The sequence below is a fragment of the Calothrix sp. CCY 0018 genome (assembly GCF_963920925.1).
Classification (GTDB): Bacteria; Cyanobacteriota; Cyanobacteriia; order Cyanobacteriales; family Nostocaceae; genus Rivularia.
Genome location: NZ_CAWUDI010000089.1, coordinates 1 through 12,644 on the forward strand (window position 1 = coordinate 1; position 12,644 = coordinate 12,644).

The following is a 12,644-nucleotide window of genomic DNA, read 5'->3' on the forward strand; positions in this document are numbered from 1 at the left end:
GCTTCAGCGCATCCGGATTTCAGATGCGCTGAAGCGCTACTACGAGCCATTTAAAATTAATGTGGCGAAAGTAGTGATAATACCCATCAAAATCAATCAAACTTGCAAAACCTTTACTTCTTCGCCAGCCTTAACTGATGATTTACCCACTTCTAAAACTGCCAAAGCATTAGTTTGAGCTAAATTAATCAAATTACCAGAACTTTTACTACCACCAGCAGCACTAAATTGATAAACTCCGTCAATTAAATCTAGCTTTCCCCAAATGTAAGTTTCGCGTTTACCGTTGGAGCTTAAATCATCATTAGTTTGGGCTTTGATAAATTTGGGTTGCCAACCTTCCGCAATGCTGGAACATTTTTTGATAACTGGTTGCACAAAACGCCAATAACTTACTAAAGCTGAAACTGGATTTCCTGGTAAACCGAAATATATTGAGGAATTAGGCATGGGGAAACGGGCTACAGTTAAAGGTTTTCCCGGTTTCATGGCTACGGAATTTACTTTGATTTCTCCTCCAAGAGATTCTATAATTTTTTTGACGTAATCGTAATCTCCCACCGAGACACCGCCAGATGAAAGCACTATATCAGCATTGGCGATCGCCTTAGAAATTGCTTGTTTGAGTGCTTCGGGTTCATCTTTAATGATTCCTAAGATCAAAGGTTCACCACCAGATTGTTTTACTAAAGCGGCTAAAGCGTACTGATTTGAATCTACAATTTGTCCGGGTTGTAGATTATCATCGGGTGTTACTAGTTCGTTACCTGTAGATAAAATCGCTACTTTAACGCGGCGAAAAACATTTAATTTAGTGCATTGTGCGGCAGCTAAAACGGCTATTTCGGGAGCATTAAGCTGAATATTTGGTGGTAATAATTCTGCTCCAGCTTGGTAATAAGCAGCACGATGTCTGACAAATTCTTGAGCTTCTGGTGCTTTGAGGATAAATACTTGATTATCTTCGCGACGGGTATTTTCCTGCATAACTACCGTATCAGCACCTTGCGGCATTACCGCACCAGTGAAAATCCGCGCAGCTTGTCCCGATTGAATGTTAGATTGAGGTTGATAGCCTGCGGGAATATCCTCAACAAGTTTTAAAACCGCAGGCTTTTTCTCACTAGCTTCTCGAACATCTTGATAAATTACAGCATAACCATCCATCGCTGAATTATCCCAATGAGGAAAATCGAGTTTACTGGTAACTGGTGAAGCTAAAATTCTTCCGGTAGCTGTTAATAAATCTACGGTTTCTATATCTGTTTGATTATTTAAAGGTTTGGCTAAATTGAAAATAATATTTTCTGCTTCGTTTACCGATCGCATTGCGAGTTAATCCTATGAATAGAGAACAGGGAACAGGGAATAGAGAAGAAAGACGATATTAATAAAAATTTTGTTAGGTTAAATGGTCAATAATTTATTTTATTTCAATCAAACATTATTGAAGAACTCTTTAATAAACATTGAAATGCTGTAGAACCTACTGATACAGGGAAATTTAAGGGTAAACACTCAAGCATATACCGATAAAACTTAAGTAAAAATAACATATCAAACTTATCAGTATTTTGAATATGAAAAGTAAAGGATTAGCATATATTTTGTGGTTTTTATGTGCTTTTAGTATATGCGGCGCTCAACGTTTTTATTGCAAAAGGTATATTAGCGGCTTTATTTATCTTTTCACTTTCGGATTTTTTGGTATAGGACAATTTATCGATTTATTTACCATTCCAAATATGGTGGATGAAGAAAATCTGAAATATCAGGCATTATACGGATATCAAAATATCAATATTAACGGTAATCCTCAAGTTACCATAAATGTTGACGCTCGGAATCATGCATATAAAACTGCTAATAATAGAAAAGTCTCGGATACTATACAAATCTTGCAAGCAGCGAAGAATAATAGGGGAATGGTGTCTCTTTCTGATTGTGTTCTTGCAACTGGTAAAGAAACCGCACAGGTTAAGCAGACGTTAGATAAAATGTGTCAAGAAGAATTGATAGAAATGACTAATCTACCCGATTCGGGAGCTATAGTTTATAAGTTGCTTTAAATTAAGCTTTTATTTCCAAAAATAGAGCTTTAACTCAAAATTGAAAATAAGATTTGATATTTTTAGATATCATATATTTTTAATCACATTTTGCTCAAGATATTGAGCAATTTCTTTTTTCTCTATACTTCCTTCAGCGACTTTTAAAACTAAAAGATAAGTTTCTTCGTTATCGGTATTTAAAATATAGCCATTCAATCTTAAAAAAGTATCCATCACCGCAAAAGCAGTCCGCTTATTACCATCTATAAAAGGATGATTTTTGGCAATATGGTATAGATAAGCGGCAGCTTGTTCGTAAATTGTTGCGTGTAAATATTCTCCGAAAAACGTTGCTTGCGGTTGTGCTAGCGCAGATTCTAGCAAGCCTTCGTCTCTCACACCAGCAGTACCGCCAAAGCTCGCAACTTGATCTAAGTGAATTTCAATTGCTTCGGATACCGAAATAAATTTAGGAATCAGCAAGACGACGATAAACCTCTTCTCTTTCTCGTTTTGATGCTAAATAAGCTTGCCAAACTTCGCTGTCATGGGAATTATTTTGATATTTTTCTTTAAAAATACGTACAACTTCTAATAATTCACTTAATTGTGATTCTGGTATTTGTTCTAATTCTTGAAGAATTTGTTCTTTAACAGTCATTTTTCTATATGTAGATAGGGAACAGGAAACAGGGAACGGGGAATAGGCAATAACGATAAGAAGTAGTATTAATTGTTTATATAATATCAAAAATGCAAATGCTTTTCTGTCGCAGGTTTTAGCGACTTTTTGTCAAGATATGCCCTTATTACTTCTTTTTGCCGTTTCCCGTTCCCTATTCCCTCTGACAATATTTAATTATAAAACGGTAGATGCCGTTCCAATCCTAATAAATAACTAAGCCATTTGCTTATTCTGATATTTCTTTAAATCGGCAGGTGCAAATACACCTTCTTCGGTAATAATTGCGGCGATTAATTCTGCTGGAGTCACATCAAAAGCCGGATTATAATAATCAACTCCTTGTGGTGCGAGGATAGTTTCTCCTATTTGATAAATTTCCGCCGGATTGCGTTCCTCAATAGGAATTTCATTACCGTTAGCAACGGAAAAATCAACTGTAGAAAGAGGTGCCGCAACAAAGAAAGGTACGTTATGAGCTTTTGCAATCAGCGCCAAACTATAAGTACCAATTTTATTTGCAGCATCACCATTCGCAGCAATTCTATCAGCACCAACAACAACAGCATGAATTAAATTTTGTTTCATGCAATGCGCTGCCATGCTATCGGTAATTAAAGTTACTGGAATACCTTCTTGAACGCATTCCCAAGTTGTTAATTTAGCGCCTTGAAATCTAGGTCGGGTTTCATCAGCAAAAAGTTTTTCTAAACGTCCTTCTCGCCAAGCAGAACGCACTATACCCAAAGCAGTGCCGTAACCCGCAGTTGCGAGCGCACCAGCATTACAGTGAGTTAGTAAAGTTAATTTTTCTGGTGTTTCGGGTAATGCTTTCAAACCATTATCGCCAATTTTATGACAGGTTTGTAAGTCTTCAGCATTGATAGCTTGAGCGGTTTCTAAAAGAGTATTTTTGATTTCGTCTATAGTGCCGATGGATTCATAAGCAGTTTTGAGCATCCGTGAAATTGCCCAAAACAAGTTAACTGCTGTAGGACGAGTTTCGCGCAGCATTTGTGCAACTTGTTCCAAACGGTTTAAGAACTCATGGCGATCGCCCGTCTTAATTTCCCTAGCTCCCAGATACATACCGTATGCAGCAGCAACCCCAATTGCAGGCGCACCACGGACAATCATAGTTTTAATCGCCTGCGCCATATCTTCACTACGGTGAATTTCTACATAGGAATACTCATAGGGTAAACGAGTTTGATCGATTAAAGAAACGGAATCTTTATGCCAAATTACAGGATATACGGGATTTTTTTGAAACATCTTTCGTTGAGCTAAAAATTTAATTGCTGAGTGAAAGGGAGGAGATAGGGAGATGGGGAGATGAAAAGAAAAATTACTAACTCTCAACTCCTAATTCCTCACTCCTAACTATTCCCAATCACTTGCAATCAATTGTAATTAAACTACAGCAGATGGTTGATTGCTGAAGAAAATTTTTAAAATTCTTTGAGCAATTTGAGGACTTGTTAAACCTAATTCTGCTTTGCTTTGATCGGGTTTTGCATGATCCACTAAAATATCCGGTACGCCAAAACGCTTGATGGGTACCAAAATATCGGCATCCAATAGGGCTTCTGCAACCGCCGAACCAAAACCGCCCATTAGACAACCTTCTTCTAAAGTGACTACTCGCCCTATTTCTTTAGCTAAGGGGAACATTAATTCCGTATCCAAAGGTTTACAGAAACGAGCATTAATTACGGTGGCTTCGATACCGTGTTCGCTGAGAATTTCCGCTGCTTGTAGCGTTGAATTCACCATCGAACCGTAGCCGATCATTAATACGTCATCGCCGTTACGGAGAATTTCGCCTTTACCGATTTCCAAAGGTTCCCAACCTTCTTCCATCAAAGGCACACCATAACCGTTGCCGCGAGGGAAACGCATGGCGATCGGTCCTTTGGTATAGTTAACACCCGTTACTGTCATTCGCTGAAGTTCGGCTTCATCCTTGGGTGCCATCATCACCATGTTCGGAATGCAGCGCATATAAGCAATATCGTACATTCCCTGGTGGGTGGGGCCATCATCACCGACAATTCCCGCTCTATCTAGACAGAAGAATACGGGTAAATTTTGGATGCAAACATCGTGAACTATTTGGTCGTAACCGCGTTGCAAGAAAGTAGAATAAATATCGGCAACGGGACGCATTCCTTGAGTAGCCAATCCAGCGGCAAGGGTAACTGCGTGTTGCTCGGCAATTCCTACGTCTATATATTGTTTGGGTAGCTTTGCTTGCAGCTTATCCAAACAAGTTCCCGTAGCCATTGCAGCCGTAATACCGATAATTTTCGGATTTTGCTCGGCAAGATTTACTAAAGTATCAGCAAAAACTTTCGAGTACTTCGGCGGTTTGGGCTTGCTCGAAGGAACTGCTTTACCAGTTGTTAAATTAAACGGACTTTGAGCGTGATAGCCGACTTTATCTTTTTCGGCAATATCGTAACCCTTGCCCTTGATTGTCGCTACATGAACTAAAACGGGACCAGGTATTTTATGTGCCTGCTTAAAAGTAGCAATCAAATCTTCGAGATTATGACCGTCAACTGGCCCCATATAGGTAAAGCCGAGTTCTTCAAACACCGCACCAACCTTGGGAACCGCTAATCGCTTCATTCCTTCCTTGATGCGTTCGAGTTCTGGTGGTATCGAATCCCCGCCAACAAAAGGAAGTTGCTTAACTTGTTCCTCAAAATTGTCCTTGATAAACTGCATCGGTGGAGACAACCGCATTTTATTCAAATAGCGGGGAATTGCGCCGACGTTAGGAGAAATTGACATTTCGTTGTCATTGAGGACAACCAATAAATTAGTATTGGGCAAATGTCCGGCATGGTTGATAGCTTCTAAAGCCATACCACCAGTCAAAGCTCCATCGCCGATAATAGCAGCAACTTTGAAATTTTCTCCCTTCATATCTCGGGCGATCGCCATTCCTAGCCCCGCTGAAATACTGGTAGAAGCGTGTCCCGCGCCAAAATGGTCAAATTTATTTTCGCAGCGTTTCAGATAGCCTGCCACTCCATCCTTCTGTCGTAAGGTGTGGAAATGACTGTAACGTCCAGTAATCAATTTGTGGGGATATGCTTGGTGTCCCACATCCCAAATAACTTTATCTCTATCTAAATCCAGGGTTTGATAAAGCCCCAATGTTAACTCAACAACACCCAACCCAGGCCCAAGGTGTCCGCCGGTAGCTGCTACCGTTTGTAAATGCTTGTCTCGAATTTGACGGGCAATCTGCTCAAGTTGCCGAATCGATAACCCGTGCAACTGATTTGGATGAGTAATTTCACTCAGGTGCATATTTACTGGGTTTTCCTCTCTACAATTATTTGTATACTGATTGTCCCACGGGAATGGGAAATTGGGGGGAATTTAGGGTGGGGAGATGGGGATATAGAGGAGAGGGGGAAGAGGGGGAAGAGGGGGAAGAGGGGGATGGGGAAGATATTTGGTAGGAGTAATTACGAATTATGAATTATATTTTCGGTAAATGAAGCGATTGGAGCAGTTTCGACAAATAAAAGCGGTATTTTGGCTGCATTGCAAATGTTTAAACACATAATTTGCGATCGCGAATGCAGCTTCACTGTGCTAACACTGCATTCGCAATTGGCATTTTGCTAATCATTTCACAGCTGTTTTTAAAGTCTAATTATATATTCTACCTGGCGACTGTAAGTCGCGGCTACACAAGCAAAACCCACCTCCGTGGGTTAAATATATCCTAGTCCACGCAGGTGGACAATGCGAAGTGTAGTAGAGCCAGCGCGTTGCGGAGGAACACGCACCGTTGTAGCGACTGGCGTGCGGTAATAAAGCGCCGGATACTTTTAAAACATCCTCTAAATATTTTGTAAGTTTTTAATCCATAAACGTAAGTGGGTTAATACAAATAAATATAATACGCTCAGTCATTGCGAGGAACGAAGCAATCCCAGTCACTGCGGTTGCTATTTCCCTTGGGGAGACGCTGCGCTAACGTCGTTTCTCCTCGCAATGACATCTTACATTTAATTATGCCTACCTACTTACTATAAAATTATGTAGAAGGTATTTTCAAAAAAATATTTGTTTTTAATTTTTTTCCCACTGATGAATCTAGATTTTTTGGTCATTGTTGTGACGTAGGAAAGCAATTCCAAATGCTAGAAAATCTTAGCTAGTTAGTAATTCCTGTTGATTTTAGAAAAATTAAATACCATTATCAGTAAAAAACACAAAGGAAAAACCAGGGTGCAATGATTAAAACTAAGTTGAACAGTTTATGGAATTTTAAGACAAAGATTCTACTAGGATGTATTAGTTTAAGCGTAACTTCAATCAGCCCCTGTTTTGCTCAAAGCAACATTGCACCAGATAACACTTTAGGTATTGAAGCTTCAGAAGTTACACCAAATGTGAATAATCCAGATGGTATTCCCAGCGAGTTGATAGAAGGTGGAGCAGAGCGGGGTCAAAATTTATTCCACAGTTTGCAAGAATTTAACGTCAATGAAGGGAGAGGAGCTTATTTTGTTGTTCCAAATGATATTCAAAATGTTTTAACAAGAGTCACGGGAAATAATGCTTCCCTAATAAATGGAATTTTGGGAACCATATCAAATAGAAATTTCGATCCAACGAATGCGAATTTATTTTTAATTAATCCTTCGGGAATTGTTTTTGGAGAAAATGCCACTTTAAATGTCAATGGTTCCTTTGTGGGGACAACTGCGAATGCAATTGAATTTAGGGAACAAGGATTTTTTAGTGCAACCAATCCCCAAGCACCACCTTTATTAACGGTAGATACGAATGGGTTATTGTTTAATCAAATTAATCAAAATGCAGCGATTCAAAATAATTCAGTTGCAGACGTGGGGTTAAATCCAATAGAGTTGTCAGCAACTCCATTAGATAGTTTTACTCTTAAGGGTTTGCGAGTAGCAGATGGTAACAGTTTACTGTTGGTAGGGGGTGATATCAACATAGATGGTGGTGGATTGGTTGCTTTGGGTGGACGAGTAGATTTGGCAGGGTTAGCAGGTGATGGAAAAGTTGGATTAAATGTTGATGGTAACAACCTGAGTTTAAGTATTCCTAATGATGTAGCCAGAGCCGATATATTGCTTACAAATAATGCAGTTATTGATGTGAGCGCTGGTGGGGGAGGCTCAATTGCAGTTAATGCCAGGAATTTACAGGTGAGAGATACGAGTCTGCTTTCGGCTGGCATAGGTTCGGGTTTGGGAACACCTGAGTCTCAAGCGGGAGATATTACGGTTAATGCTACTGATATTGTTTTGTTTGAAACTAGTTTTGCCTTTAACGGGGTAAGTTTTGGGGGTATTGGTAAAGCAGGGGATTTATCTATTACTACTGGTTCCCTTGAGGTTCTCAATGGTGCCTACCTTTCAGCAAGTATCTTCGACAATGGAAAAGGGGAAGCAGGTACTGTCACTATCAATGCAACTGATTTGGTCAAATTTGATGAAGGTATCGATGGATTTTCCACTGGGGCAGTAAGCAGAGTGGAACCTGGAGCAAAAGGCAATGCGGGGGGTGTGTCAATAACCACTGGTTCCCTCTCTGTTACCAATGGTGCCCAACTTGATGTCACTACCTTTGGAATTGGAAATGCTGGCAGAGTTGAGATCATTGCCAATGATTTTGTCAAATTTGATGGGGAATTTCCCACTGGGGCACGAAGCAGTGTGGGACCTGGAGCAGAAGGCAATGCGGGAGGTGTGTCAATAACCACTGGTGCCCTCTCCGTTTTAAATGGTGCCCGACTTAATGCCAGTACCTTGGGAATTGGAGATGCTGGCAGTATTGAGATTACTGCCAATGATTTTGTCAAATTTGATGGGGGGGAGGGAATTCTCACTGGGGCATTAAGCTCAGTTAATTCTACAGGAAAAGGCAAAGCGGGGGGTGTGTCAATAACCACTGGTTCCCTCTCCGTTTTAAATGGTGCCCGACTTAATGCCAGTACCTTTGGAATTGGAGATGCTGGCAGTGTTGAAATTACTGCCAATGATTTGGTCAAATTTGATGGGGAAAATAAGCATGGATCTCTCAGTGAGGCATCCAGCGAAGTATCTTCCACAGGAAAAGGCAAAGCGGGGGGTGTGTCAATAACCACTGGTTCCCTCTTTGTTTTGAATGGTGCCCAACTTGGTGCCGGTACCTTTGGAATTGGAAATGCTGGCAGTGTTGAGATTAGTGCCAATGATTTAGTCAAATTTGATGGGGAAAGTAAGAATGGAACTCCCAGTGGGGCATTCAGCACAGTGGTGCTTGAAGCAAAAGGCGATGCGGGGGGTGTGTCAATAACCACTGGTTCCCTCTCCGTTTTAAATGGTGCCCTACTTGATGCTAGTACCAGAGGAATTGGAGATGCTGGCAGTGTTGAGATTAGTGCCAATGATTTGGTCAAATTTGATGGGGAATTTCGCACTGGGGCACGAAGCCAAGTGGATTCTGGAGCAAAAGGCAATGCGGGGGGTGTGTCAATAACCACTGGTTCCCTCTCTGTTCTCAATGGTGCCCAACTTGATGCCAGTACCAGAGGAATTGGAAATGCTGGCAGTGTTGAAATTACTGCCAATGATTTGGTCAAATTTGATGGAAGTAACAGTGGGGCATTTAGCCAAGTGGAATCTGGAGCAGAAGGGGATGCGGGGGGTGTGTCAATAACCACTGGTTCCCTCTCTGTTCTCAATGGTGCCCAACTTAGTGCCAGTACCATTGGTTTAGGAGATGCTGGCAGAGTTGAAATTTCTGCCAATGATTTGGTCAAATTTGATGGGGAATTTCCCACTGGGGCATTCAGCAGAGTGGAATCTGGAGCAGAAGGGGATGCGGGGGGTGTGTTAATAAACACTGGTTCCCTCTCTGTTCTCAATGGTGCCCAACTTGATGCCAGTACCATTGGTTTAGGTAATGCTGGCAGTGTTGAAATTACTGCCAATGATTTGGTCAAATTTGATGGGGAAAGTATCGATGGATTTCCCAGTGGGGCATTCAGCACAGTGGAATCTGAAGCAGAAGGCGATGCGGGGGGTGTGTCAATAACCACTGGTTCCCTTGAAGTTACCAATGGTGCCCAACTTAGTGCCAGTACCTTTGGTGAAGGCAAAGGGGGAAATTTAACCGTTAATGCTGACACCTTAGAACTTAAAGATAATGGTATAATCGTAGCCGGAAGTAGGTCAGATTCGGGTATTGCAGGCAATATCGAAATTAACCTAAAAGATAATTTCAACGCCGATAACGGACGAGTTATCACCTGATCACAACGAAGCAGGGGAGGTAATATTAAAATCACAACAGGCAAAAATATCATCCTCCGCAACAACAGCGATATTAATACAACACTTCAATCAACAGAAGGAAGTGGTGGTAATATCACCCTTAATGGTAATGCGATAGTTGCCTTAGAAGACAGCGATATTCTGGCATTTGCAGCACAAGGAAGGGGAGGTAATATCATCTTTGATACCCGTGTTTTTTTTAGTGAGCCGCTCTTTTCTTCTAGACCGCAAAACGCTAAACTCACAGCAGAAGAGTTAGATGATTTAGATGGTAACAACCGTGTGGATGTTGATGCTAGTGGTAGCATCAGTTCTGGAACCGTTAGCGGTCAAACAGATCCTAGCTTTTTGCAAAATAGCCTCATAGAATTACCACAAAACCAAATTGATACCGAAACTTTAATTGCGAATAGCTGCGTAGTCAGAAGTAACCAAAGAAACGGTACTTTCTATATTATTGGTAGTCAAGGTTTTCCGTATCGTCCCGGTGATGCAGTTCCTTCAAAATATTCAGCGATTGAAGTACAACCCGTACCAAATAATACTTCTTCAACTAAACCTCGTCGTCGCTGGAAAATGGGAGACCCCATTGTCGAACCAAATGGGGTGTATCGTTTGGAAAATGGCCGGCGTATACTTAGTCGGGAATGTGGAACGTGAGACTTTTTACAATCCCGGCTGTGGATTCACCGAACCACCGGGAACAATTGGAGTATCTGGTTGCGGCTGCTGTCTTTCCAAATATTGACTTAATACATAAGCCATATCTCCGCGAGTCATGGGTTTGAGAGGAGAAAGTTGAGGCTGCCAACTGTCGATAAATCCTTCAGTTATAACCGTTGCAACAGCTTTTCTTGCCCAATTTGGAATTGATTCTTTATCCGAATATTGGGAAAGTATTTCAGCTACAGTGTCATCAGAAAACTGAAATACACCATAAGCTTGAGCAAATATTGCCAAACCTTCCGCTCTGGTAACTCTTTGATTGGGGAAAAATAAATTTCCTCGATAACCTTGCATTATTTCAGTTTTCAAAACGGTTTGAATATCTTTATAAGCCCAATGAGAAGATGGAACATCAGCAACCTGTACATCTTTATCTGTAACTTGCCGCTTATCAAGTCCAAAAGTTTTTACCATAATCGCGGCTAACTCAGCCCGACTCATCAACTTTTCAGCGTAAAAATTACCATCCGAAAAATTAGTCATTAATTTAGCCGTAACTACTCTTTTAATGGCTTTAGATGATTGTGCTGAATCTTGCGGCTGTTCCTCTTCAACACCTACATCCTTAAAATCGGGTAGTGGCAAATTTTGCTTCTGCTCTCGTTCCATATTGACCAAATATGGCTGTTGAAGCCTGTTTTGGTCTTCAGCATAAGCAGCGACAGAAAACCCCGGTATCAAAAAGATTAATGAAAGCGAGCTGATAAACTTACCCATGATTTATAGTTGTAATCAAAATTCTCCCAATTCTAACTGACAACAAGCGTGACTCAGGAGTTTCTTAATTTCAGTAATTTACCTGAACTTAAATATCAAGATTGCTGATGAGAGCTATCAAAGTAAGCCGCTCGACCTCTAATATAAAGTAATTGTTGGCCTTTTATAAAAGGAGTTTCGGGAATGACCGCAACAGAAGATCCTGTAAAGTTGATGAAGCAAGAAGTCGGTAAAGCCGCTGCAAATTTAGTTAAATCCGGTTCCATCGTCGGATTGGGAACGGGTTCAACCACCGCTTTCACCATTCAATTTCTTGGCGATCGCATCAAATCTGGCGAGTTAAAAGATATCGTTGGTATCCCCACATCTTTTCAATCGGAAGTTTTAGCCAAGCAATATGGCGTACCTTTAACCACCTTAGACGCGATCGACCATATTGATATAGCCATTGACGGTGCAGATGAAGTAGATCCCTCGAAAAATCTGATCAAAGGTGGTGGTGCTGCCCACACCCGCGAAAAAGTTGTAGACTATCTCGCCGATCGATTCATCGTAGTTGTAGATAGCGGTAAATTAGTCAGTCGTTTGGGTGAAACTTTTGCAGTACCCGTAGAAATCATCCCAATGGCAATTACCCCCGCAATGCAAGCGATTACCAAACTCGGCGGTAAACCAGAAATACGCATGGGTGTAAAAAAAGCAGGCCCCGTAATTACCGACCAAGGAAACATGGTAGTTGATGTCACATTTGATAACATCAGCGACCCAGAAAACTTAGAAAAAACACTTAATAATATTCCAGGTGTTTTAGAAAACGGTATTTTTGTTAACTGTGTAGATAAAGTTTTAATTGGCGAAGTTAAAGATAACAAGCCTGTTGTAAGAGAAATGTAGAGATTGTAGGGTGTGTTACGGCTCGCGAATATCTCGTTTTTATTAGTAATTAGAAAATGCCGTAACGCACCATTCTATATTTTGGTTAGTGAAAATCAATTAAATAATGTATTTATCTAAACATTTAATGTAGGGTGTGTTACGGCTCGCGAATATCTCGTTTTTATTAGTAACAGGACTTACGCAAAGCCCCCCTTAAAAAGGCAGGGCTGTTTCATTCTCCAGAGAAAAATGGTTCAATTACAAATAGGATAA

General features: G+C 40.7%; 10 protein-coding genes. 4 read left to right on the top strand and 6 right to left on the bottom strand.

Going from position 1 to position 12,644, the window contains the following annotated elements:
- Positions 1-96: 96 nt before the first annotated feature.
- On the bottom strand, positions 97-1,329 hold the full coding sequence (gene glp / locus ACM03V_RS33935) for a gephyrin-like molybdotransferase Glp (protein ID WP_414625218.1): 1,233 nt from the start codon (positions 1,327-1,329) through the stop codon (positions 97-99).
- A 251-nt stretch (positions 1,330-1,580) separates the two neighbouring features.
- Here glp and ACM03V_RS33940 point away from each other — a divergent pair, with 251 nt between their 5' ends.
- Positions 1,581-2,069, top strand: coding sequence for a TM2 domain-containing protein (locus ACM03V_RS33940; protein WP_414625219.1), 489 nt, complete (start codon positions 1,581-1,583; stop codon positions 2,067-2,069).
- Between the two features lie 69 nt (positions 2,070-2,138).
- Here the strand turns inward: ACM03V_RS33940 and ACM03V_RS33945 are convergent, their stop codons facing one another.
- The 4 genes from ACM03V_RS33945 to dxs all read right to left on the bottom strand — a co-directional run bounded on the left by ACM03V_RS33945 (position 2,139) and on the right by dxs (position 6,057).
- Complete coding sequence (locus tag ACM03V_RS33945; protein ID WP_414625220.1) at positions 2,139-2,534, bottom strand: type II toxin-antitoxin system death-on-curing family toxin; 396 nt, start codon at positions 2,532-2,534, stop codon at positions 2,139-2,141.
- Positions 2,521-2,712 carry a DUF2281 domain-containing protein gene (locus tag ACM03V_RS33950; protein WP_414625221.1) on the bottom strand — a complete coding sequence of 64 codons (192 nt, stop codon included), beginning with the start codon at positions 2,710-2,712 and terminating at the stop codon, positions 2,521-2,523. The genes ACM03V_RS33945 and ACM03V_RS33950 overlap by 14 nt, the downstream gene beginning before the upstream one ends.
- A 237-nt stretch (positions 2,713-2,949) precedes the next feature.
- Complete coding sequence (gene mtnA / locus ACM03V_RS33955; RefSeq protein ID WP_414625222.1) at positions 2,950-4,008, bottom strand: S-methyl-5-thioribose-1-phosphate isomerase; 1,059 nt, start codon at positions 4,006-4,008, stop codon at positions 2,950-2,952.
- A gap of 138 nt (positions 4,009-4,146) precedes the next feature.
- Positions 4,147-6,057: a 1-deoxy-D-xylulose-5-phosphate synthase gene (gene dxs, locus ACM03V_RS33960; protein ID WP_414625223.1), complete on the bottom strand. Its 1,911-nt coding sequence runs from the start codon at positions 6,055-6,057 to the stop codon at positions 4,147-4,149.
- 938 nt (positions 6,058-6,995) lie between these two features.
- Between dxs and ACM03V_RS33965 the strand changes: the two genes are divergently transcribed.
- Positions 6,996-10,031, top strand: coding sequence for a filamentous hemagglutinin N-terminal domain-containing protein (locus tag ACM03V_RS33965; RefSeq protein ID WP_414625224.1), 3,036 nt, complete (start codon positions 6,996-6,998; stop codon positions 10,029-10,031).
- 303 nt (positions 10,032-10,334) lie between these two features.
- A complete protein-coding gene (locus ACM03V_RS33970; RefSeq protein ID WP_414625225.1) occupies positions 10,335-10,712 on the top strand; it encodes a hypothetical protein in 378 nt (125 codons plus the stop codon).
- Positions 10,713-10,718: 6 nt separating this feature from the next.
- On the opposite strand, the gene ACM03V_RS33975 is transcribed toward ACM03V_RS33970, so the two are convergent.
- Positions 10,719-11,495 carry an S-layer homology domain-containing protein gene (locus ACM03V_RS33975; RefSeq protein ID WP_414625226.1) on the bottom strand — a complete coding sequence of 259 codons (777 nt, stop codon included), beginning with the start codon at positions 11,493-11,495 and terminating at the stop codon, positions 10,719-10,721.
- A gap of 183 nt (positions 11,496-11,678) precedes the next feature.
- Between ACM03V_RS33975 and rpiA the strand changes: the two genes are divergently transcribed.
- Complete coding sequence (gene rpiA, locus ACM03V_RS33980; protein ID WP_414625227.1) at positions 11,679-12,389, top strand: ribose-5-phosphate isomerase RpiA; 711 nt, start codon at positions 11,679-11,681, stop codon at positions 12,387-12,389.
- Positions 12,390-12,644: the final 255 nt, after the last annotated feature.

Excerpts from the sequence above, each read along its gene's own strand:
- glp (WP_414625218.1), bottom strand. The coding sequence starts at position 1,329 with ATGCGATCGGTAAACGAAGCAGAAAATATTATTTTCAATTTAGCCAAA.
- ACM03V_RS33940 (WP_414625219.1), top strand. The coding sequence starts at position 1,581 with ATGAAAAGTAAAGGATTAGCATATATTTTGTGGTTTTTATGTGCTTTT.
- ACM03V_RS33950 (WP_414625221.1), bottom strand. The coding sequence starts at position 2,712 with ATGACTGTTAAAGAACAAATTCTTCAAGAATTAGAACAAATACCAGAA.
- mtnA (WP_414625222.1), bottom strand. The coding sequence starts at position 4,008 with ATGTTTCAAAAAAATCCCGTATATCCTGTAATTTGGCATAAAGATTCC.
- dxs (WP_414625223.1), bottom strand. The coding sequence starts at position 6,057 with ATGCACCTGAGTGAAATTACTCATCCAAATCAGTTGCACGGGTTATCG.
- ACM03V_RS33965 (WP_414625224.1), top strand. The coding sequence starts at position 6,996 with ATGATTAAAACTAAGTTGAACAGTTTATGGAATTTTAAGACAAAGATT.
- ACM03V_RS33975 (WP_414625226.1), bottom strand. The coding sequence starts at position 11,495 with ATGGGTAAGTTTATCAGCTCGCTTTCATTAATCTTTTTGATACCGGGG.
- rpiA (WP_414625227.1), top strand. The coding sequence starts at position 11,679 with ATGACCGCAACAGAAGATCCTGTAAAGTTGATGAAGCAAGAAGTCGGT.